The 20567-nt window shown below is 67.9% G+C and carries 18 protein-coding genes, 1 pseudogene and 2 riboswitches; of the genes and pseudogenes, 13 read left to right on the forward strand and 6 right to left on the reverse strand.

Going from position 1 to position 20567, the window contains the following annotated elements; all coding sequences use genetic code 11:
* Nucleotides 1-3: 3 nt before the first annotated feature.
* The 8 genes from ACWGID_RS38200 (at nucleotide 4) to ACWGID_RS38235 (ending at nucleotide 10582) form a co-directional block, all read left to right on the forward strand.
* Nucleotides 4-945: an ABC transporter permease gene (locus ACWGID_RS38200; RefSeq protein WP_452204253.1), complete on the forward strand. Its 942-nt coding sequence runs from the start codon at nucleotides 4-6 to the stop codon at nucleotides 943-945.
* Nucleotides 942-2705 (forward strand): dipeptide/oligopeptide/nickel ABC transporter permease/ATP-binding protein, encoded by a 1764-nt coding sequence (locus tag ACWGID_RS38205; protein WP_452204254.1) that lies wholly within the window; start codon nucleotides 942-944, stop codon nucleotides 2703-2705. The genes ACWGID_RS38200 and ACWGID_RS38205 overlap by 4 nt, the downstream gene beginning before the upstream one ends.
* Nucleotides 2698-3546: an ATP-binding cassette domain-containing protein gene (locus tag ACWGID_RS38210; protein ID WP_452204255.1), complete on the forward strand. Its 849-nt coding sequence runs from the start codon at nucleotides 2698-2700 to the stop codon at nucleotides 3544-3546. The genes ACWGID_RS38205 and ACWGID_RS38210 overlap by 8 nt, the downstream gene beginning before the upstream one ends.
* A 28-nt stretch (nucleotides 3547-3574) precedes the next feature.
* Nucleotides 3575-7558, forward strand: coding sequence for a hypothetical protein (locus tag ACWGID_RS38215; RefSeq protein ID WP_452204256.1), 3984 nt, complete (start codon nucleotides 3575-3577; stop codon nucleotides 7556-7558).
* 80 nt (nucleotides 7559-7638) lie between these two features.
* Nucleotides 7639-8421, forward strand: a complete 783-nt coding sequence (locus ACWGID_RS38220; protein ID WP_452204257.1) for a polysaccharide deacetylase family protein — start codon at nucleotides 7639-7641, stop codon at nucleotides 8419-8421.
* Between the two features lie 118 nt (nucleotides 8422-8539).
* Nucleotides 8540-9157, forward strand: a complete 618-nt coding sequence (locus tag ACWGID_RS38225; RefSeq protein ID WP_452204258.1) for a glyoxalase — start codon at nucleotides 8540-8542, stop codon at nucleotides 9155-9157.
* Nucleotides 9157-9486: a cupin domain-containing protein gene (locus ACWGID_RS38230; protein WP_452204259.1), complete on the forward strand. Its 330-nt coding sequence runs from the start codon at nucleotides 9157-9159 to the stop codon at nucleotides 9484-9486. The genes ACWGID_RS38225 and ACWGID_RS38230 overlap by 1 nt, the downstream gene beginning before the upstream one ends.
* Nucleotides 9487-9550: 64 nt before the next feature.
* A complete protein-coding gene (locus tag ACWGID_RS38235; protein WP_452204260.1) occupies nucleotides 9551-10582 on the forward strand; it encodes a LacI family DNA-binding transcriptional regulator in 1032 nt (343 codons plus the stop codon).
* Between the two features lie 6 nt (nucleotides 10583-10588).
* On the opposite strand, the gene ACWGID_RS38240 is transcribed toward ACWGID_RS38235, so the two are convergent.
* The 5 genes and pseudogenes from ACWGID_RS38240 to gcvT form a co-directional block, all read right to left on the reverse strand.
* On the reverse strand, nucleotides 10589-11206 hold the full coding sequence (locus ACWGID_RS38240) for a glycoside hydrolase family 6 protein (RefSeq protein ID WP_452204261.1): 618 nt from the start codon (nucleotides 11204-11206) through the stop codon (nucleotides 10589-10591).
* A gap of 31 nt (nucleotides 11207-11237) precedes the next feature.
* Nucleotides 11238-11591 (reverse strand): annotated as a pseudogene (locus tag ACWGID_RS38245) (hypothetical protein); the annotation flags it as partial.
* Nucleotides 11592-11770: 179 nt separating this feature from the next.
* Nucleotides 11771-13042: a serine hydroxymethyltransferase gene (glyA, locus tag ACWGID_RS38250; protein ID WP_452204262.1), complete on the reverse strand. Its 1272-nt coding sequence runs from the start codon at nucleotides 13040-13042 to the stop codon at nucleotides 11771-11773.
* 1 nt (nucleotide 13043) lies between these two features.
* Nucleotides 13044-13418 (reverse strand): glycine cleavage system protein GcvH, encoded by a 375-nt coding sequence (gene gcvH / locus ACWGID_RS38255; protein WP_452204263.1) that lies wholly within the window; start codon nucleotides 13416-13418, stop codon nucleotides 13044-13046.
* A 14-nt stretch (nucleotides 13419-13432) separates the two neighbouring features.
* Nucleotides 13433-14521: a glycine cleavage system aminomethyltransferase GcvT gene (gene gcvT / locus ACWGID_RS38260; RefSeq protein WP_452204270.1), complete on the reverse strand. Its 1089-nt coding sequence runs from the start codon at nucleotides 14519-14521 to the stop codon at nucleotides 13433-13435.
* A gap of 52 nt (nucleotides 14522-14573) precedes the next feature.
* Nucleotides 14574-14673: riboswitch (glycine riboswitch) on the reverse strand.
* A riboswitch (glycine riboswitch) is annotated at nucleotides 14674-14771 on the reverse strand. It abuts the riboswitch before it with no gap.
* A 232-nt stretch (nucleotides 14772-15003) separates the two neighbouring features.
* Between gcvT and ACWGID_RS38265 the strand changes: the two genes are divergently transcribed.
* Nucleotides 15004-15645 (forward strand): aspartate/glutamate racemase family protein, encoded by a 642-nt coding sequence (locus ACWGID_RS38265; protein ID WP_452204264.1) that lies wholly within the window; start codon nucleotides 15004-15006, stop codon nucleotides 15643-15645.
* Between the two features lie 34 nt (nucleotides 15646-15679).
* Here ACWGID_RS38265 and ACWGID_RS38270 read toward each other — a convergent pair whose 3' ends face one another.
* Nucleotides 15680-15871, reverse strand: coding sequence for a hypothetical protein (locus ACWGID_RS38270; RefSeq protein ID WP_452204265.1), 192 nt, complete (start codon nucleotides 15869-15871; stop codon nucleotides 15680-15682).
* A 112-nt stretch (nucleotides 15872-15983) separates the two neighbouring features.
* Here ACWGID_RS38270 and ACWGID_RS38275 point away from each other — a divergent pair, with 112 nt between their 5' ends.
* From ACWGID_RS38275 to ACWGID_RS38290, 4 genes are read left to right on the forward strand one after another with little or no spacing between them, the layout of a single operon-like run.
* Nucleotides 15984-17453, forward strand: a complete 1470-nt coding sequence (locus ACWGID_RS38275; RefSeq protein ID WP_452204266.1) for a sulfatase-like hydrolase/transferase — start codon at nucleotides 15984-15986, stop codon at nucleotides 17451-17453.
* Nucleotides 17450-18715 (forward strand): extracellular solute-binding protein, encoded by a 1266-nt coding sequence (locus ACWGID_RS38280; RefSeq protein ID WP_452204267.1) that lies wholly within the window; start codon nucleotides 17450-17452, stop codon nucleotides 18713-18715. Before ACWGID_RS38275 ends, ACWGID_RS38280 begins: the two co-directional genes overlap by 4 nt.
* Nucleotides 18712-19608 carry a carbohydrate ABC transporter permease gene (locus ACWGID_RS38285; RefSeq protein WP_452204268.1) on the forward strand — a complete coding sequence of 299 codons (897 nt, stop codon included), beginning with the start codon at nucleotides 18712-18714 and terminating at the stop codon, nucleotides 19606-19608. The genes ACWGID_RS38280 and ACWGID_RS38285 overlap by 4 nt, the downstream gene beginning before the upstream one ends.
* Nucleotides 19605-20423 (forward strand): carbohydrate ABC transporter permease, encoded by an 819-nt coding sequence (locus ACWGID_RS38290; RefSeq protein WP_452204269.1) that lies wholly within the window; start codon nucleotides 19605-19607, stop codon nucleotides 20421-20423. Before ACWGID_RS38285 ends, ACWGID_RS38290 begins: the two co-directional genes overlap by 4 nt.
* Nucleotides 20424-20567 lie beyond the last annotated feature (144 nt).

Consider the following 20567-nt stretch of genomic DNA (forward strand, 5'->3'; position numbering starts at 1 on the left):
CCGATGATCAGGTTCGCGCTGAAACGGCTGGCGTCGGCGCTCTGGTTGTTCGTGGTGGTGAGCTTCGCTACGTACGCCATGGTGTTCAGCAACGGTTCCGCCATCGCACGCGCGGTACTGGGACCGGAGGCCCGCCAGGATCAAGTGGCCGCGAAGGTCGTCGAACTGCAGCTCGATCGGCCGGTGATCACGCAGTACGGGCGTTGGCTCGGAGACCTGCTGACCCGCGGCGATCTCGGCCAAAGCTTCTACACGCATGAGCCGGTGAGCCGGCTGCTCGCGTCCAGGATCCCGGTGACGTTGTCGGTGATGGTCGTCGTGATGCTGCTGACGGCGCTGCTCAGCGTGCTGGTCGGCGTGGTGGCGGCGGTACGCGGCGGCTGGGTCGATCGCGTGCTGCAGTTCCTGGGCGTGCTCGGAGCGGCGGTTCCGCAGTTCATCGTCGCGATCGGGCTGATCATCGCGTTCGCGATCAGCGTGCGCTGGTTTCCGCCGACCGGCTACACCTCGCTGAAGAACCCGGCGGGCTGGATGGCCAGCCTGGCGTTGCCCTGGACGGCGATCCTGGTCGGATCGACCGCCAGCGCCGCGCAACAGTTCCGCGGCGCAGTGGCCGACGTGTTGCGGCAGGACTTCGTGCGGACGCTGCGCACCCGCGGCATGTCCGAAAACGCGATCATTTTCCGGCACGTACTGCGGAACGCGGCCGGTCCCGGGCTGACCATCCTCGGACTGCAGATCGTCGGGATGATGGGCGGGGCGGTGATCATCGAGCAGGTGTTCGCGTTGCCCGGCGTCGGCAACCTGACGGTCGCGAACTCGCTGCGCTCCGACGTACCGGTGGTGATGGGCTGCGTGCTGTTCTCGATCGTGGTGGTGGTCGTGGTGAACTTCGTCGCCGACCTGGTGATCGCGTGGGTCAACCCGAAGGCGAGGGCCAAATGACCGCCGAGACCATCATCGAGTCCGAAGCGATCGCGGCTCCGAGCGGCCGCCGTACGTCGGTCTTCCGCGCGCTGCTGCGCGAACCCGTGGGCCTGGTCTGCAGCGCTTACTTGCTGTTGGTCGTGGTGATGGGTCTGCTGGCGCCGCTGATCGCGCCGTACGATCCGAACCTGACCCGGCCCGCGCTGACGAACGCGCCGCCGTTCGCCGGCGACTATCTGCTCGGTGGCGACGCCGCGGGTCGCGACATCTGGTCGCGATTGCTCTGGGCAACCAGCTCGACCATCATCGCCTGCCTCGTGGTGCTGGTCGTGTCTGTGCTGGTCGGCGTCACGAGCGGACTGCTGGCCGGCTTCTACGGCGGCCGCGTCGAGACCGTCGCCAACTGGCTTTCCGACACGATCATCGCGCTGCCGGGAATGATCCTGCTGATCGCGCTGTACACGTTGATCGGAACATCGACCACGATCGCGATGGCGGTGTACGGGTTGATGATCGCCCCCACCTACTACCGCCTGGTCCGGGGCGTCGTCGCGACGGTTCGCTCCGAGCTGTTCGTCGACGCCGCGTACGTCGCCGGGTTGTCGGATACCCGGATCATCTTCCGGCACGTATTGAGCGCGGTCCGTCCGCCGGTGATCATCCAGAGCTCGTTCGTGCTCGCCGCCGGCATCGGAATCCAAGCGGGGCTGGAGTTCCTCGGTCTCGGCGACCCGAAGAAGGCGTCCTGGGGCGGGATGCTGCAGTTGGCGTTCCGCAACATCTACATCAACCGGTCGGCCGCCGTCTGGCCGGCGGTCGTGATCAGCCTGACGGTGCTTGCCTTGGTGCTGTTGGGCAATGCACTCCGCGACGCGATGCAGCGCGGGACCCGCAACGCCGAGCTCAGCCGGCGAGCCCGGCGCCAACTCGAGCTGAGCGTGCCCGTCGAGGCCAACGAAACACCGCGCCCGGAACGATCCGGCGACGCCGAACTCCTGACCGTCCGCGGGCTCCGAGTCGGATATCCCGACCGCGACGGCCGCACGTCCGAGGTCGTCAAGGGTGTCGACCTGTCCGTACGGCGCGGCGAGATCCGCGGCCTGGTCGGCGAGTCCGGATCGGGCAAGTCGCAGACCATCTTCGCGATACTCGACATCCTGCCGCGGGAGGCGGTCCTGCTCGGCGGCAGCGTGACGATCGACGGTGCCGAGATCCTCCGCCGGCCGGAGCTCCGGGCGATGCGCGGCCGCCGGATCGCGTACGTGCCGCAGGAGCCGATGACCAACCTCGACCCGACGATGACCGTCGGGCAGCAGCTCACCTACGGGCTGCGCGCCGTACGGCGGATCAGCAAGCAGCAGGCCCGCGCCGAGCTGCTCGAGCTCCTCGGATCGGTCGGGATCCGCGACCCGCGACGGGTGTTCGACTCCTACCCGCACCAGATCTCCGGAGGGATGGCACAGCGTGTGTTGATCACCGGCGCGGTGGCGTCCGATCCGGATCTGATCCTGGCCGACGAGCCGACCACGGCACTCGACGTGACGGTGCAGGCCGACGTACTCGAGATCCTGCGCGGGCTGCGTGACGAGCGCGGACTAGGGATGATCCTGGTCACGCACAACCTCGGCGTGGTGGCCGACATCTGCGACACCGTCAGCGTGATGCGTTCGGGTGAGATCGTCGAGTCGGCAGACTGCGGCGCACTGTTCGCGTCACCGCAACACGAGTACACGAAAGCGTTGATCGCCGCGGCCGAGCAAGGTGATCGCCGTGGCTGACCGACTGCTCGAGATCGACAACCTGCACGTCCATTTCCCCCAGCCCGGACTGCGCCGGCAGCCGGTCCAGGTGATCAACGGTGTCTCGCTCGGCATCGGTCGTGGCGAGACGGTCAGCCTGGTCGGAGAGTCCGGATCGGGCAAGACCACCATCGGACGGGCCGTGCTCGGACTCGCTCCGGTCACCGACGGCACGATCGCCTTCGACGGCCGGACGATCAGCAACCTGCCGCGGCGCCGGCGCCGCGGGCTCGCCCGCGGGATTCAGGTGATCTTCCAGGACCCGTACTCGTCGCTGAACCCGGCGATGACCATCGAGGAGATCCTCGTCGAACCCCTGCGCGCCCAGGGCATCACGAGCGGCCGGACGAAAGTACGCGACCTGCTGGACGCCGTTCACCTGCCCAGCGACGCCGGCCTGCGGTACTCGCGGGAGTTCTCCGGTGGGCAACGGCAGCGGATCGCGATCGCCCGCGCGCTCGCTCTGGACCCGAAGCTGATCGTGTGCGACGAACCCACCAGCGCACTCGACATGACCACCCAGGACCGGGTGCTGACCTTGCTGACCGAGATCCAGCAGCGCACCGGGGTCGCGTACCTGTTCATCAGCCACGATCTGGCCGTGGTGCACCGGATGAGCGATCGGGTCGCGGTGCTGCTGCACGGCGAGATCGTCGAGTCCGGTCCGGCCGGCAAGATCATGAACGATCCCGAGCACCCGTACACGCAGCAGTTGCGGATGGCGACGCCGGTGCCCGATCCCGAGCGCCAGCGCCGGCGCCGCAACGACCTCCGCGCGCTGCTCGCCGCGCGATCCAGCGAGTCGGCCGAGCCCGCCTGACCATCGATCCGGAAGGACCGTCACGTCCATGCCGTCACGTCACCTGCTCGATCGCTTCACCGATCCCGACCGTTCCTTCGCGCCGATCCCGCTGTGGTGGTGGAGCGGTGATCAGGTCACCGATGAGCGCATCGACTGGCAGCTCGATCAGTTCGTCGCCGGCGGTGTCCACCATCTGGTGATCATCAACCTGGCTCCGCGGGGACCATTGGTCGGCGCGTACGCCGATGATCCGGCCTGGTTCTCGCAGGCTTGGTGGGACCGCTTCGGCCACACCTGCGCCGCGGCGGACCGGCGGGGCATGAAGATCTGGTTCTACGACCAGCTCGGTTTCCCGGGAACGGGAGCCAACATTCCCGGCAGCCTGACCCGCGAGCATCCGTGGGTAGCGGGACGCAAGCTGGTCCGGACCGACCTGGCCGACCTCGATACCGACGATCTGGCCGAACTCGACGAGGACACGTTCGTCGGGGCGTACGCCGTGAACGGCCGGAGATACACGCTCGACGAACTGCCCGACGCGCAGCGCAGCGGTGCCCAGATCGACGTGATCACGAGCCAGCGGACCTCGCTCGATTACCTCAATCCCGAGGCGACGCGGCTGCTGTTCGACTATGTGCACGGCGAGTTCGAGCGGCGCGTGCCGCAGTACCTCGGCACCGTGATCTTCGGCAGTTTCCAGGACGAGCTGCCACCGGTGAACACGTGGACGCCCCGGTTCGCCGAGCGCTTCGTGGAGCTCAAGGGCTACGACCTGCTCGACGAGTTGCCAGCGCTGTTCCGGAGCGGTGACGATCGGGCCGCGAAGATCCGGACCGACTACTACGAGGTACGCACGGCACTCGCCGAGCAGGCGTTCTTCCGGCCACTGGGCGAGTGGCACGAGCGGTACGGCATGCTGCTCGGCGCCGATCAGTCACATCCGGCGCGGTCGGGCTGGCCGACGCAGTCGACCCAGCTGTACTCCGACTACTTCCGCACCCACCGCTGGTACAGCGCGCTTGGCTCGGACCACAACGGTGACGCGAAGGTCCACAGCTCGATGGCGCACCTGTACGGCCATGATCGGGTGTGGATGGAGTCGTTCCACTCCAGCGGCTGGGGTGGAACGCTGGAGGAGACCTACGACTGGCTGATCCCGTTCGTCGGGTCCGGCGCCGACCTGTACAACCCGCACGCGACCTACTTCGGCACGTTCGGTGGCTGGTTCGAGTGGGCACCACCGTCGACGGACTGGCGGCAACCGTACTGGGGCCACTATCCGCACTTCGCCGCCGCGGTCGCGCGGTTGTGCTCGGTCGCCAATTGGGGAACGTTCGTCGCCGATGTCGCGCTGCTGCACCCGGCCACGACGACCCAGGCACTGGTGCGGCTCGACACCGTCACGAACACCTCGGCCGAGGGCCTCGGACTCCTGGGCGACGAGTACCCGGAAGTGGACCGCGCCCAGGAGCTCTACGTCGGTCTGTCCGGCGAAGGGAACTGGTTCAATCCGAAGCCGGGCGCGCTCGACGGGGCCGGCGTACCGTTCGACGTGATCGACGACGCGTCGATCCAGGCAGCGACGATCGACGGCGATGCGCTGGCAGCCCGCGACCAGCGGTACCGCACGGTGGTCCTGCCAGGTGCGATCGTGCTCGAACCGGGCACCGTGACCGCGCTCGCCGATCTGCTCGATGCCGGCGGAGCGGTCATCACCGTCGGCGCCGTGCCGCGGCTCGCGAGCGGGCTCGCCACCGATGAGCGACTGATCAGGCGACTCGTGGAGCATCCGAAGCTCATCCAGGTCGACACCGTCGCCGAGACGCTCACGCTGCTGAGGGATCGGTACGACGGCCCGCGCAGCGACGTACCGCTGCTGACCAAACACTCCGGCGATCAGTACGTGACGCTGGTACCGGCGGTGTGGCCGAGCGCCACCGAACACATCGAGGGTGTGGGACTGCGAACGGTGAAGCAGTTCGACCGCAGTCGGTACGCCGACAGCCGGACGATCACTGTGCCGGGCCCGGTCGGGGACGTGGAGTTCTGGGATCCGGCAACCGGTGAGCGTCGATCGGGGACGGTTCGCCGCGCCGGCGGCTCATATGAGATCGCCGTACCGCTCGACGGCGCTCCGGCGCTGTTCGTGACCTGGCGGGCTGTCGATCAGTCGAGTGCGGTTGCCGACGAGCCTTCCACGGATCGGCAGCCAGTCGCGGTACGGGACCTCACCGAGTGGACCGGCACGCTGATACCGACGCTCGACAACCGCTGGGGCGACCTGGCGCGACCCGTCGGCGAATCGCTCGATCGGCTACAGATCTGGGCGCTGGAGTGGGCGGAGTCTCCGGCCACCTCGGAGCCAACCGTTGACGAGTGGGAGCCGACGCGCGTGACGTTCGGCCAAAGGTTGCGCACCTTCGGCCCGGCGCCGGTCGATCGACTGGCCGAGCCGCTCTGCGCCGATGGTGTCGAGGCTGTCCGGGCCGGGCGGCTGCCGCTCGCGGACGGCGAGTGGCAGCGGTACGAGTACTCGGCATCGCGAGGACGGGAACGCGAGGACGGGGAACTAGGCAACAAGTCTTTGGTGTACGAGGAGTTCGTGCGGACACCGCAACCGGTCGATGGCGAGACGGTGCAGATTCGTGCGGTGATCGCCGACACCAGCGCGGGCGCGGCCGATCTCGTCATCGGGGCCGCGGCCACGAAACGGGTGTGGTGGAACGGGCATGAGGTGACGCCGGACGAGCAGGGGTACTACGCCATCGCGCAGGTCGACGTACGGCCTGGAGCCAACATCGTGGAGTATCGGCTCACGGCGATCTCGCGGCCGACCCGGGGCACCCCGGAGCTGGGGTCGTTCGTCGGGCTGGCCGAACCGGGTGGCTTCGACGTCCCGGCGCAGTTCGTCACGTACGGCGCGCTCGACGAGCCCGCGACCTTGACCTATCGGACCGAGTTCGCCATCGACGAAGAGTTGTCGTCGGCGCAGCTGATCGCCGGGTCCCACGCCACGATGGCGGTTCGCCTCGACGACGACGTGCTGGCCCTCCAGGCTCGGAACGAACTGTACGAGGACCAGACCGGAGACGAGCCGCGGTACTTCGCGTACGACCTCACTGAACGACTGCGTCCCGGTGACCACGTCCTCGAGCTCGAGGTCGAGGCATTTCCGGGGGCCGAGTTCGCGTACGCCGACCTCGCCCTGCGCAGCGGTGCGGGTGATCTCACGGTGATCGCGACCGATCCGTCGTGGACGGTGCGCGGCCCCGGGGGCGAGCGTCAGGCCGCCGTACTCAATCGGCATTGGCGCGAGACCGCGTCGATGCGAGCGGTACGGCGTCCGCATCCGCTTCCTGAGGCGAGCTGGATGCGTGGTGAGGCCGAGGTGGGTACCGAGTTCCGTCGGCTCGCGCTCACCGACGACGTGACGCCGGCGCCGCAGTGGTACCGGATCGGGCTGCCGGCGGGCGCTACCGCCGTGACGCTTCCGGCCGATGTCGAGCCGGAGTCGATCACCTTCGACGACGACACGGCGCAGTGGGAGCGAACAGCCGACGGCGTTGTGTTCCGCGAACCCTTGCAACGCGAAGGGTCCTTGACGGTCCGCTTGCCGGAGCGGACGTATCGGCGTGCCGGTGCCGCATGGCAGGGTCCGTTGCAGGTGACGACGACCGAGGCGCCGATCAGACTGGGGAGTTGGGGCGATATCGGGCTCGCCGCGTGGAGCGGCGGCGTCGAGTACCGTACGACGATTTCCGATCCGGAGCTCGACGGCGAAGTAGAACTCGATCTCGGGCACATCCGGGGGACGGCCGAGGTGCAGATCGACGGTGAGGTCGTGGGCACGCGGTTCTGTGGGCCGTTCCGTTTTGCCCTCGGCCGGCGCGCGGCGCCGTTCGTGCTCAGCATCCGCGTCTACAACACGCTGGGGCCGTTCCTGCATGAGTCGACACCGACGATGTGGGTGCTGTCCGGTCAGCTCGAGTCCGGCCTGATCGGACCCGTGCGGCTCGCACGGGTCAGGTGATCGGAGGGTCAACTTTCTGGGGGTTGGGGGCGTCGGACTGGCTGTAGGTGAGGGTGGTTCGATGCTTGGGGGTTGGGGTTATGTGGCGTGGGTTCAGGCTGCCGGTGGTGTTGGCGGTGGGGGCTGGGGTTGCTGTGTGGAGTCTGCACGCGGCGGTGACTGGGCCAGGGTGGAAGGCCAGTGCTGCTGAGACGACTGCGCGGCCGGTGGCGGTTGGTTCTGTTAAGCCGGGTGCTACTAAAGCGGCCAAGACCACGCCGGGCACGACGAAGCCGAGCACGACCACGCCTTCGAGTGTGCGGACGACTCAGCCTGTCCAGCAGGTTAAGGGGAAGGTTGTTTATCTGACGTTTGATGATGGGCCGGATGTTCGGTGGACGCCTGAGGTGTTGGCGGTGTTGGCGAAGCACGGGGCGCATGGGACGTTCTTCATGTTGGAGCAGAACGCAGCGGCGCATCCGGGGCTGGTGGCCGACGTACGGGCGGCGGGGAACTCGGTGGGGAATCACTCGATCTCGCATCCGCAGCTGACCAAGTTGTCGCCGGCGCAGTTGCATCGGCAGGTGGCGAACGGGATCGTGTCGAAGTGTTTCCGGCCGCCGTACGGCGCGACCAATGCGCGGGTGAAGGCGGAGATCAAGCGAGACGGGATGCAGCAGGTGTTGTGGGACGTGGACACCAACGACTGGAAGCGGCCGGGGGCGTCGACGATCGCCCAGCGGGTGCTGGCCGGCGCGCACCCGGGCGCGATCATCCTGATGCACGACGGTGGGGGAAACCGAGCACAGACGGTGGCGGCGCTGGACCAGGCGCTGACGAGTCTGGCCGCGCGCGGGTACGGGTTCGCGACGCTTTCCTGCTGACGGAAACGCCTGCTGACGGAAACGCCTGCTGACGGAAACGCCGGTCCGGAAAGATTCCGGATCGGGGTTGGTCAGGAATCGAGAAGCACGGGGGCGCCCGGCTTCCTAGGTTTAAGGCATGACAAATCTTCAGAGTGTGGTTCTGGAAGTTAGTGACGTTGCCGCGGCTGAGCGGTTCCTGAGCGAGGCGTTCGGGCTCGACGGACAGGTGACCGTGCGTGCGGCCAGCGCGGAAACACAGGGTTTCCGCGGTTTCACGCTGTCGCTGACGGTTGGGCAGCCGAGCACCGTGACCAGCCTGTTCGAGTCCGCGGTCGCGGCCGGCGCGACGGTGGTGAAGCCGGTGACCAAGTCGATCTGGGGGTACGGCGGAACGCTGCAGGCACCCGACGGGACGATCTGGAAGATCGCCACGTCGGCGAAGAAGGACACCGGTCCCGCGACGCGTGCGATCGATTCCGTCGTCCTGCTGCTCGGGTGTGACGACGTGGCCGCGAGCAAGAAGTTCTACCAGGAGCAGGGGCTCGAGGTGTCGAAGAGCTTCGGGCGCAAGTACGTCGAGTTCGCGGCGGCCGGCGAGGTGAAGCTCGGACTGTACGCGCGGAAGGCGCTGGCCAAGGACGCCGGCGTACCGATGGAGGGCAGCGGTTCGCACCGGATCGTGCTCCGTGCGGACGGCGGCCAGTTCGTCGACCCGGACGGATTCGCCTGGGAGGCCGGTGCCATCATCGGTTGATGGAGGCATTGCGGATCGAGGAGTTGGCAGCGGCTCATCTTGAGTCGGCGGCGTCCAGTGACAGTGGGCGGAGCGCGACGACCGTTTACGGGCGGTCGGGTGCGCGGTTGCGGCAGACGCTGATCGCGCTGGACGCGGGGCGCACGCTGGGTGAACATCAGAGTCCCGGGGACGCGTCGTTGCTGTGTCTTCGGGGAGAAGCCGTGCTCCGGGCGGGTGATGCGGAGGTCGAGTTGCGGGCAGGCGATCTGGTCGCCGTACCGCCGCAGCGACACGACGTCCACGCCCGGACCGCGGCGGTGCTGCTGCTGTCGGTTGCCCTGCACTGAGGTCGCAGTGCAGTGAGGCGCGGCGATCGCGCGTGCGGCTCTCGTATAGTGAGTGCTTGTGGGTGTGAGCCGGCGGGTCACGTTGGACGAGGTTGCCGCTCGGGCAGGGGTTTCGCGGTCCGCGGCGTCGCGGGTGATCAACAACGCGCCGCATGTCAGCCAGGCCAAGCGGGACGCCGTGCAGCGGGCGATCGCGGCGCTCGGATACGTGCCGGACGCAACGGCCCGGGAACTCGCGCGGCGGAACGGTGCCGCGCCCTCCGGAACCGAACTGGGATCGGTCGTGCTCGCGGTTTCCGCCGAGGATCCGCAGGTCTTCGCGGATCCGTTCGTGGCGGAGGTCGTGGTCGGGATCGCCTCGGCGCTGGAGGAGACCGACCTCGAGCTGGTGCTGAGGACGGCGACCTCGGTCCCCGGTCAGGAACGGTTGCGGAAACTGTTGCGGAACGGAAAGGCCGCCGGCGTGATGCTGATGTCGATGCACGGCGACGACCCGCTCGCGCGACTCGCCGAAGAGGCCGAGGTGCCGGTCGTGTTCGGCGGCCGGCCGGTGACCTTCGAACCTCGGTACTACGTGGACGCGGACAACCGCGGCGGGGCGAGGCTTGCCGTCGAGCACCTGGTGGCTGTCGGCCGGACTCGGATCGCGACGATCACCGGCCGGATGGACGAGGCCGCCGGAACCGCGCGGTACAAGGGATTTCAGGAAACTCTCGCGGTTTCCGGGCTGGAGGCGCACCGGGTGGCGCACGCCGACTTCTCCGAGGACGGTGGCCGGAAAGCGATGGCGGAACTGCTTTCCGCACACCCGGATCTGGACGCCGTGTTCGTCGCTTCGGATCAAATGGCGATCGGTGCGTTGCGAGCGCTGGCCGACGCCGGCCGATCGGTACCGGCCGATGTCGCGGTGGTCGGCTTCAACGACATCGCCACCGCCCGGCACACGAGCCCGCCGCTGACGACCGTCAGTCAGCCGATCCAGGCGCTGGGCCGGGAGATGGCCCGCATGTTGCGGGCGCTGCTCGAGGGCAAGGACCCTTCACCCCTCATCCTCCCGACCCGCCTCGTTGTCCGGGACTCCGCCAGCTCCCGCTGAGCAGGCTCAGTTTCCGTTGATCAGGTGCGTGGCCAGGTCGGGGCTGAAGGTGCCGGCCGGGATGCCCGCGCCGATGCCGCAGTCGCCGTCGGAATCGCCCGGAACCTTGAGCCAGAGCAGCATTTCCGCGCCGCCGCCGTTCTGCGCTGGAACGCCGAGTTTCCGGCCCGGCGGGTTGCACCAGTCGTTTCCGGTTCCGTTTCCGTTCCGGCTGGTGTCGACGACGAACGGCTTCGCCGCGGACAGGTGGCTCTTCACCGCGTTGCCATAGGTCACCGACTCGGCGGTGGTGTAGTAGTTCGAGACGTTCAGCGCGAAACCGTGGGCGTTCGCCAGCCCGGCACCCTGGAGGCGCTGCGCCATCACGTCGGCGGCGACCCAGCCGGAGTTGCCACCGTCAAGGTACGCCCACGCGTTCGGCGCGAGCGCCTTGAACTGCTGGACGGCGTACCCGAGCATTCCGTTGCGTTCCGCGATCTGGTCGCTGTTCATGCAGTTGAAGTCGCCCAGCGAGTCCGGCTCGATGACGACCACCGCCGGACGGTTCCCGATCCCGCGCGCGAACTCCTGGATCCAGGTCCGGTACGCCGCCCGGTGACCCGGCACCACCGCCGGAATGGCCACCGCAGGCGTCCCGGCCCGGGATGTTGTACGCGACCAGCACCGGGAGTTTGTCGGCTGTGTCGGCGGCCCCCACGAAGCCGCCGACCGCCGCCCCGATCGCGCCGCTCCAGTTGCCGAACCAGCGCGCCATCGGCTTGCTCGCGATCGAGTTCTTGATCGCGGTCGCCCGGCCGTCGCCGCCGTTGTTCCGCACCCAGGTCGCCGGGTTCGAGTTCGGGTCGACGTAAAAGCCGCTCGTCAGCTGCACCGGGTTGCCGGCCGTCGCGGTGGCTGCGCCGGCTGGGGTTGTGCCGGCCGGGGTCGAGGCGTCGGCGGTGCGGATCACGGGTGCCACCACGGCACCGATCAGCCCGGCGGCCAGCAGGCCGCGCACGATCCATCTCATCTCTGCAGCTCCTGTCTCGAGCAAACGGGGCGGACGCTCCGGGAGCGCTCTCAGAAATCACTCACCGTATCGACAACATGCCCGATAGTGTCCGATCCAGGCGTTGCCGTCAACCGCTTGCAGAGAAAGCAAAATCGAGCATTTCTCGCTTTGCCGGATATGACCGGGAGCGCTTCCAGTCAGCTCCCGGCGTACAGCGGGAACTTCGAGGCCAGCACCGCGACGCGATCCCGCAGTACGGCGCGACTCTCGGTGTCCCGCGGGCGCAGCAGGGCGGTCGCGATGATGTCTGCGACCTCGCGGAACTCCGGGTCCCCGAAGCCTCGCGCCGCCAGCGCCGGCGTACCGATGCGCAGGCCCGACGACACCATGGGCGGCCGCGGATCGAACGGTACGGCGTTCCGGTTCACCGTGACGCCGATGGAGTGCAGGAGATCCTCGGCCTGCTGTCCGTCGAGCTCGGACCGCCGCAGGTCGACCAGGACCAGGTGCACCTGCGTGCCACCGGTCAGGACCGAGATCCCGGCTGCCTGGACGTCGTCCGCGAGCAGCCGTCCGGCGATCGCCCGCGCGCCGTCGAGCGTTCGGCGCTGCCGCTCGGCGAACTCGTCCGTCGCGGCCAGTTTGAAGGCGACCGCCTTCGCCGCGACAACGTGTTCCAGTGGACCGCCCTGCTGGCCCGGAAAGACCGCGGAATTGAGTTTCTTGGCGAGGTCCGCGCGGTTCGTGAGGATCACTCCGCCGCGCGGACCACCCAGGGTCTTGTGCGTAGTCGTGGTGACGACATCCGCATGCGGTACCGGGCTCGGGTGCAGCCCGGCCGCGACCAGGCCGGCGAAGTGGGCCATGTCCACCATCAGGTACGCGCCCACCAGGTCGGCGATCCGCCGGAAACCGGCGAAATCCAGGTGCAACGGGTACGCCGACCAGCCGGCCACGATCAGCTTCGGCCGGTGCTCGACGGCGAGCCGTTCGACCTCGTCCATGTCGACCCGGAAATCGGTGTCGCGGACGTGGTAGGAAACGACGTCGTACAGCTTTCCGCTGAAGTTCAGCCGCATTCCGTGCGTGAGGTGGCCGCCGTGGGCGAGGTCGAGGCCGAGGATGGTGTCCCCGGGCTCGAGCAGCGCGGCCATGGCCGCGGCGTTCGCCTGGGCGCCCGAGTGCGGCTGGACGTTGGCGAAACCGGCGCCGAACAGACCCTTCACGCGATCGATCGCGAGCTGCTCGATGACGTCGACGTGCTCGCAACCGCCGTAGTACCGGCGGCCGGGGTAGCCCTCGGCGTACTTGTTGGTGAGGACCGACCCCTGCGCCTGCATCACGGCGATCGGCGCGAAGTTCTCGCTGGCGATGAGTTCGAGGGTGTCGCGCTGGCGGCCGAGCTCGGCCTGGATCGCGGCGTGTACCTCGGGATCGGCGTCCGCGAGGTGCTGGTCCAGCAGGCTCATGTCAGGCACCGCCCGTCAGCGCTTCGTAGGCGGTCGCGTCGAGGAGGTCCGGCGTCCCCGAGACCTTCAGGCGGAAGAGCCAGCCGGCCTGGAACGGGTCGGTGTTCAGGACGGACGGGTCGGCGATCACCTCGTGGTTGATCTCGACGACCTCGCCGTCGGCCGGGGCGTTCAGATCGCTCACCGACTTCGTGGACTCGATCTCGCCGCAGGGCGCGCCGGCCCGGACAGTGGCGCCGACGATCGGCAGGTCGACGTACACGACGTCGCCGAGCGCGTCGGCGGCGAACGCGGTGATGCCGACGGTCGCGGTGTCGCCGTCGAGCGTCAGCCATTCGTGGTCGGCGGTGTACTTCAGGTCGGTCGGGACAGGCATGGTGGCTCCTGGGGTCAGCGGCGGTAGAACGGCAGGGTGACGACCTCGACCGGCTCGTGCCGGCCGCGGATGTCGACGAGCAACGGGGTTCCGGGCTGCTCCAGACCGGGGCGGACGTAGGCCATCGCGATCGGGCGGCGCAGGGTCGGCGACGGCGCGCCGCTGGTGATCGTGCCGACGGGTTCACCGCTTGGATCGAGTACGGCGTACCCGGCTCGTGGTGAGCGGCGCGAGTCGGACACCAGGCCGACCAGGATCTGCGTGGAGCCGTCGTCGCGGCGCTGGGCGAGTGCGTCCCGGCCGACGAAACCGTTTTCTTTGCCGAAGGCGACGATCCGGCCGAGTCCGGCCTCGAACGGCGTGGTCGCGGTGCTCAGCTCCTGGCCGTACAGCGGCATCCCCGCTTCGAGCCGGAGCGTGTCCCGGCACGCGAGTCCGGCCGGTCGCGGCCCGCTGGGTACGGCGCTGATCGTGGTCCAGACCCGCTGCGCGTCCGTCGGGCGGCAGTAGATCTCGAAGCCGTCCTCGCCGGTGTACCCGGTGCGGGCGAGCAACACGTTGCGCCCGGCAACGGTGCCGGCGGTGATGGCGTAGTACTTCAGTTGCTGGACCGGGAGTTCCGTGAGCGTTCCGACAACGTTTTCCGAATCCGGACCCTGGACCGCGAGCAGCGCCCAGTCGTCGGACGTGTTCCGTAACTGGCAGTCGTACGACTTGGTGCGTTCCTGGAGCGCCGCGTGGACAGCCGGGACGTTGCCGGCGTTCGCGACGACCAGGAAGTGTTCGTCGGCGAGGCGGTAGACGACGAGGTCGTCGACGATGCCGCCGGACTCGGTGCAGAGCATCGAGTAGCGGGCGCGGCCGACGGCGATCTTCGAAGGGTGCCCGACGAGCGCGTAGTCGAGCGCATGGCCGGCCTGTGGACCGGTCAGTTCGAGCTCGCCCATGTGGCTGAGGTCGAACAAGCCGGACGTGGTGCGGACGGCGTGGTGCTCGGCGACGTCGGAGGTGTAGCGGACCGGCATGGACCAGCCCGCGAAGTCGGTGAAACTCGCGCCGAGCTCTTGGTGCACGGCGTACAGCGGCGTGTGTCGGGACACGATGAGGAGGCTCCCTGGCTTCCGGCGCCACGCAGTGGCACCACCGGTTGGGTGACCTCCCCGCTCTGTCATCGGTACCTGAGAGCTTCACCGCAGAGTGTGCGGCTTGCACCGTGGGTGCAGGACACGACGGTCCTGACTTTCCAGAGGTTGCCTCATCCGGAGCGGTGACTGGGCCTGAGAGTTTCTGGGGAGAGTTGCTCCTCCGGCGCCCCTGCCTTGGTCGGGCAGGGAACTCTTCCGCCCCGGTTCGAACGGCACGATGTGCAATTGTGCGACCGACCGTATGCCGGACCGCCACCCGAGGTCAAACGATCGCGAAACCCGTTCCGGAACGCGCCGGAAACGCTCGAGGAGGGTGTTTCCTGCGCGACACGCGTGGCGTTGACCCGGTGTTCTGAAACGTGTCAATCTTGGGTTCCGAAGCAGCGCCGTTGATGTCGCCACCACAGCGGTATCACGCATTGAAACGTGAGGATCGTCGGATGACGCGGATCGCTTTCCTGCACACCGGGGCCGTGGTGATCCCGACGTTCGCGACGCTGGCCGCGGAGCACCTGCCGGGCGTCGAGGTGCAGAACCTGCTCGACGACAAGATCGTCGCCGACCTCGGACGCGGTGCCGCGGCGGAGCAGGTCGCCCAGCGGCTGGCCGACCTCGGTGACGCGGCCGTCGCGGCCGGCGCGGAGGCCGTGCTCTTCACCTGCTCGTCGATCTCGCAGTACGCCGCTCCGCTCGCCGACCGCATCGGCGTACCGGTGTACCGCGTCGACGAGGCGATGGCGGACGAGGCGGTGCGTGCCGGAAAGCGTGTGACGGTGATCGCGACGCTGCCGACCACCGTCCAGCCGACGGCCGCGCTGCTGCGTGAGCGTGCGCAGCTCCTGGATCAGGACGTCGAGATCACTGAAGTTGTTGTGCCCGGCGCGTTCGAGGCTGCCGTTGCTGGAGATCGTGCCCGTCACGATGCGCTGGTTGCTGCTGCCATCCAGGCGGCCGATGGCGACGTGGTGGTGCTGGCGCAGGCATCCATGGCATCGGCGGCCGAAGGGCTGGACCTCTCCGTCCCGGTCCTCACCAGCCCCGACCGAGGGGTACGCCGGCTCGCGGAAACACTTGCGCACTGACCGGAAACGGTCCCGCGCTAGGAGAACGACGCTGTTAGCGGCGGCGGCTGACGAGGCGTTCGAGGGCTCCGTAGGCGCCTAGGCCGAGGAGGCCGACGGCCAGCAGGAAGAGCACCACCGCGACGGTGATGTTCGTCGGGCGCACCAGAAGGCCGGCGACGAACAGGATCAGCCCGGTGACGGCGAAGGACACGGCCAGGCGGCGGCTCATCGGCTCGAACATCACGAGGGCGATGGTAGCGGGCCGCCCGGTCACCTCTTGACGACCACGCGGACCCTGCGGCATGGTTTACAGCGCTGTATTACAGCGCTGTAAAACCCGAGCAGAGAGTAGGTCGATGCGTCCCGACATCGTCATCGTGATGACCGATCAGCAGCGCGTGGGGCTGACCCGGCGGAGTGGGTATCCGGTGGACACCATGCCCTTCGTCGACGGGCTGGCGGACCGCGGAACGGATTTCCGGAACGCGTACACGGCCGCCCCGGCGTGCGTTCCGGCGCGGACGAGTCTGCTCACCGGACGGTTTCCGAGCGCCCACCAGGTCCGCCAGAACAGCAACGCGCAGTACGCCGCCTTCCAGCAGGACCTGCTCGACGTACTGCGGGGCGCGGACTACCAGCTGCACTTCGCCGGAAAGCCGCACATGCACCGCGGTGACGGGGACTTCGACACCTACGCCGGCCCCTATTTCCACACCCAGGGCCCCGAGCGCAGCGCGGACGAGAAAGCGTTCGACGAGTGGCTCGCGCAGCTCGATCACGGTGTTTCCGACGAGCCGACGCCGTACGACGTGACCTGCCAGCTCCCGTACCGGATCACGTCCGACGCGCTGAAGGCGATCGACGACGCCGACCCGGATCAGCCCGGTCTGTTCTGGGTCTCGTATCCCGAGCCGCACAACCCGTACCAGGTCCCGCAGCCGTACTTCGACCTCGTCGCACCGGAAGACGTTCCGCAACGATCGACCGGTCCCGAAGCGGCCGAGCAGAAAGGCGGAACGTACGCCTGGTTGCGGAAACTCCAGGAGGAAAAACGGCCGGGGTACGACGACAACTGGCGCCGCTACACCGCCAACTATCTCGGGATGTTGCGGCTCCTCGACGACCAGATTCGCCGCCTGCACGACGGTCTCGCGCAGCGGCAACGACCGCGCCTGACGATCGTGCTGGCCGACCACGGTGACTACGTCGGCGAGTACGGCCTGCAACGCAAGGGCGCCGGCCTGTCCGAGTTCCTGATGCGGATCCCGTTCGTCCTCGCCGGCGACGGCGTCGCCGTGCAGCAGCGCGACGAACCGGTCTCGATCGTCGACGTACTCCCGACCGTCTGTGAAGCCGTCGGCGCACCCATCCCCGATGGCGTCCAGGGCCGCAGCCTGCTCCCGCTCGCCCAGGGGGAACCAGCACCCGAGGAGGAGTTCGCCAGCGTCATCGCCGAGCAAGGTTTCGGCGGTCGCGCGTACGACGTGACGGCGCGGCCACCGCTGCACTTCGCGTACGAGGGCCGGACGTTCGACGAACTCAACACGGTCACCCAGTCCGGCGCCGCGCGGATGCTGCGGAGCGGCCGCTGGAAGCTCATCGTGCACGCGGATCTCGCCGGCGAGCTGTACGACCTGGAGAACGACCCGGTCGAGCTCGACAACCTCTTCGACGACGAGCGTCACCTGGCCGTCCGGGCCCGGCTGCTGCACCAGCTCACCCGCTGGCAGGCCCGGCTCACCGACGACCTCCCGAACGGCAACTACGTCCCGCTCCGCCTGGCCCACAACTGGCGCTGGACGGCCACCCAAGGAGAACCCCGATGACCCCCACCTTCAGCCGCCGCACCCTGCTCGGGCTCGGCGCCGCCGCCACCGCCGCGACGATGATCCCCGGCTGCTCCTCCGGAAAGTCCGGTCCGATGCGAGTTTCCTGGTACGGCCCGGACCCGGTGACCAAGGCCATCAACACGGCCCTCGCCGCGTGGAAGTCGAACGGCGGCGCGGAGTACACCGCGGAAAGTGCCCCGTTCGACGACTACTGGGACAAGCTCGCCACGCAGACGTCCGGAAACAACGCCCCCGACGTACTCCGGATGTCGATGAGCTACTTCAGTGACTATGCCGGCCGGAGTGCGTTGAAGGACCTCGGTTCGCTGGGGATCGACACGTCGGGTCTCGACAAAGACGTGGCGGACAGCGGTGTCGTCGACGGCAAGAGCTATGGCATCGGGCAGAGCTCGATCAGCTACTCGATGTACGTCGACGAAGGCGCGATCAAGAAAGCCGGCGGAACGATTCCGGCACAGGGCTGGACGTGGGACGCGTTCGCCGAGTTCGCCCGCGACTACACCGGCTCGGTCCAGGGCTCGTACGGGTCCACGGACCAGGCCGGAAACTTCCAGCTGTTCGAGGTGTTCGCCCGCCAGCACGGAACAGAAATGTTTTCCGACGACGGCGGAAAACTGCTGACCACCAAGGATACCGTCGAGGCGTGGTTCCGGTACTGGGACGACCTGCGGAAGGCCAAGGCCGCTCCGCCGCAGAACGTCAGTGCCGAGACGACCGCGATCGAGAAGTCGCTGATTGCCAAGGGCAAGTCGCCGGTGCAGTTCGGCTGGGTCCAGCAGGTCACCTTCTACCAGCCGCTGGTGAAGAGCCCGCTCACGATCCTCCCGGTCCCGCAGGTGACGGCGGGCGACCTGAAGGGCCAGTTCGTCAAGGGCCTCGACCTGTGGTGCGTGTCGTCGGCGAGCAAGCACCCCGAGGACGCCGCGAAACTGATCGGGTTCCTGCTGAACGACGAGAAGGCGATCAAGGCGATCGGGATCCTGCTCGGCGTACCGCCGTCGAAGAAAGCGCGTGACCTGGTTTCCGCGGACGCGGGCTCGGCGGGCGCGCGGGCGATCAAGTACGTCGAGAGCCTGGCCGGGAAGGTCGGTCCGTCGCCGAAGCCGTGGCCGAAGGGGTACGGCGAGCTGCTCACCGGGTTCGGCCGGATCGCCGAGAACATCGGTTTCGGAAAGGCCACGCCCGCGGCCGGCGCGCAGCAGTTCGTCGACCTGGCCGGGAAGACCCTCGGTCAGTGATCGCTAACCTCCGCCGGAGCGTCCCGGCGTACCTGTTCCTGCTGCCCTGGTTGATCGGGATCATTGGACTGACCATCGGTCCGATGCTGCTGTCGCTGTACTACTCGTTCACCGACTACGCGCTGCTCAACACCCCCGAGTGGAAGGGTCTGCAGAACTACACGGCGCTCTTCCAGGACCCACGGTACCTGCAGTCGCTGAAGGTCACGTTCATCTACGTCGGCGTCTCGGTCCCGCTCGAGATGGCGTTCGCGCTCGCGGTCGCCGTACTCCTCAACCGGGGGCTCAAGGGTCTGGCCGTCTACCGGGCGCTGTACTACGTGCCGAGCCTGCTCGGTGGCAGTGTCGCGATCGCCCTGCTCTGGCAGCAGATCTTCGGCAGCGACGGTCTGCTCAACCAGGTCCTCGGCCTCTTCGGAATCCAGGGCCACGGCTGGATCTCCGAACCGGGTACGGCGTTGTGGACGCTGATCGTGCTCCGGGTCTGGCAGTTCGGTGCGCCGATGGTGATCTTCCTGGCCGGACTGCGGCAGATTCCGGACGAAGTACTCGAAGCCGCCGAGGTGGACGGTGCGGGCCGATGGCAACGGTTCTGGCGGGTGACGCTCCCACTGCTGTCGCCGGTGGTGTTCTTCAACCTGGTACTGCAGATCATCGGCGCGTTCCAGGCGTTCACCCCGGCGTTCGTGATCAGCGGCGGAAAGGGCGGTCCGTCCGACTCCACGCTGTTCTACACCCTGTACCTCTACCAGCAGGCGTTCGGAAACTTCCGGATGGGGTACGCCGCCGCGATGGCCTGGGTGCTGCTCCTCATTATCGCGGTCTTCACCGGACTGAACTTCGTCCTCGGCCGCACCTGGGTGTTCTACGGAGACGAAGGGGCCAGCCGATGAAACGCGTCCTGGCACACATCGGACTGAGCCTCGGGGCACTGGTGATGCTCTACCCGCTGCTCTGGATGATCACCGCCTCGCTGCGTCCGAACACCGAGATCTTCTCGCATCCCGGCCTGATCCCGGAGCGTCCGACGCTCGGGAACTACGCGCTCGGCTGGTCCTCCACCGGGACCAACTTCGGCGTCTACATCATGAACTCGCTGATCATCTGCGCGGCGGTGGTGATCGGCAACGTGCTGACCTGCTCGCTGACCGCCTACGCGTTCGCGCGGATGCGGTTCGTCGGGCGGAAACCGTTGTTCGGATTGATGCTCGCGACGCTGATGCTGCCCGCGCACGTGACGCTGATCGCGCAGTACTCGATTTTCCGGAACCTGCACTGGATCGACACGTTCTGGCCGATGATCGTTCCGAGTTTCCTCGCCACCGACGCGTTCTTCGTGTTCCTGATGGTGCAGTTCATCCGGTCGATCCCGGTCGAGCTGGACGACGCGGCCCGGATCGACGGCTGCGGGCACTGGGGCATCTACCGGCGGATCATCCTGCCGCTGTTGTCGCCGGCGCTGGTGACGACCGCGATCTTCTCGTTCATCTGGACCTGGAACAACTTCTTCAGCCAGCTGATCTACCTGTCGACCAGGACCAAGCTGACGGTCCCGGTCGCGCTGCGCGGATTCCTGGACACGACCGGCAGTTCGGAGTGGGGCGCGCTGTTCGCGATGAGCGTGGTAACGCTGGTTCCGGTGGTCGTGGTGTTCGTGATCTTCCAGCGCCGGATCCTGGCCGGAATGGCTCACACCGGCCTCAAATGAAGCTGTTCTTTTGGCCGGGCCTTCGGCGCCGGCGGGGTCATGGGGCTGGAACTCCCGGCCTTCCCTCGTCGCTCCAGTCGCTGTGCTCGATGCCGCGCTGGCGCGCGGCAGGTCGCGGGGTCTGGTTCCCGGTCTTCCCTCGTC

The sequence above is a fragment of the Kribbella sp. NPDC054772 genome, assembly GCF_053611945.1.

Coding starts and splice junctions, on each gene's coding strand:
- ACWGID_RS38200 (WP_452204253.1), top strand. CDS start 4: ATGATCAGGTTCGCGCTGAAACGGCTGGCGTCGGCGCTCTGGTTGTTC.
- ACWGID_RS38290 (WP_452204269.1), top strand. CDS start 19,605: ATGAAACGCGTCCTGGCACACATCGGACTGAGCCTCGGGGCACTGGTG.
- gcvH (WP_452204263.1), bottom strand. CDS start 13,418: ATGCCTGTCCCGACCGACCTGAAGTACACCGCCGACCACGAATGGCTG.
- ACWGID_RS38230 (WP_452204259.1), top strand. CDS start 9,157: ATGGAGGCATTGCGGATCGAGGAGTTGGCAGCGGCTCATCTTGAGTCG.
- ACWGID_RS38215 (WP_452204256.1), top strand. CDS start 3,575: ATGCCGTCACGTCACCTGCTCGATCGCTTCACCGATCCCGACCGTTCC.
- ACWGID_RS38225 (WP_452204258.1), top strand. CDS start 8,540: ATGACAAATCTTCAGAGTGTGGTTCTGGAAGTTAGTGACGTTGCCGCG.
- ACWGID_RS38220 (WP_452204257.1), top strand. CDS start 7,639: ATGTGGCGTGGGTTCAGGCTGCCGGTGGTGTTGGCGGTGGGGGCTGGG.
- ACWGID_RS38265 (WP_452204264.1), top strand. CDS start 15,004: ATGACGCGGATCGCTTTCCTGCACACCGGGGCCGTGGTGATCCCGACG.
- ACWGID_RS38205 (WP_452204254.1), top strand. CDS start 942: ATGACCGCCGAGACCATCATCGAGTCCGAAGCGATCGCGGCTCCGAGC.
- glyA (WP_452204262.1), bottom strand. CDS start 13,042: ATGAGCCTGCTGGACCAGCACCTCGCGGACGCCGATCCCGAGGTACAC.
- ACWGID_RS38275 (WP_452204266.1), top strand. CDS start 15,984: ATGCGTCCCGACATCGTCATCGTGATGACCGATCAGCAGCGCGTGGGG.
- ACWGID_RS38280 (WP_452204267.1), top strand. CDS start 17,450: ATGACCCCCACCTTCAGCCGCCGCACCCTGCTCGGGCTCGGCGCCGCC.